This window comes from Pseudomonas sp. PDM02, from assembly GCF_014852285.1.
In the GTDB taxonomy this organism is placed as follows: Bacteria; Pseudomonadota; Gammaproteobacteria; order Pseudomonadales; family Pseudomonadaceae; genus Aquipseudomonas; species Aquipseudomonas migulae.
Window position 1 is genome coordinate 1 of the sequence record NZ_JACVBL010000044.1, and the last position, 470, is coordinate 470.

Sequence of the window (470 nt, forward strand, 5' to 3'; positions counted from 1 at the left end):
GACCTGCGGTGCAGCTGGCAGTTCGCCCGCAGCACGACGACGCATACGATCCTGGTGGTACGCATAACCGGTACCTGCCGGGATCAGACGACCCACGATAACGTTCTCTTTCAGACCGCGCAGTTCATCACGCTTACCAGCAACAGCCGCTTCGGTCAGGACACGCGTGGTCTCCTGGAACGATGCTGCAGAGATGAAGGACTCGGTTGCCAGAGACGCTTTGGTGATACCCAGCAGATCGCGTGCGAAGGTCGCACCGATTTTGCCGTTCGCTTCCAGATCGCGGTTAGCAATCTTAACGCGGGAGTATTCAACCTGTTCGCCTTCGAGGAACTCGGAGCTGCCTGCGTTTTCGATGGTTGCTTTACGCAGCATCTGACGAACGATAACTTCTATGTGCTTATCGTTAATCTTAACGCCCTGCAGACGGTAAACGTCCTGTACTTCGTTGGTGATGTAACGCGTTACCG

At 55.3% G+C, this 470-nt stretch carries 1 pseudogene; it reads right to left on the minus strand.

Annotated elements, in window-relative coordinates:
* A pseudogene (locus IB245_RS28950) lies at positions 1-470 on the minus strand (DNA-directed RNA polymerase subunit beta'); the annotation flags it as partial.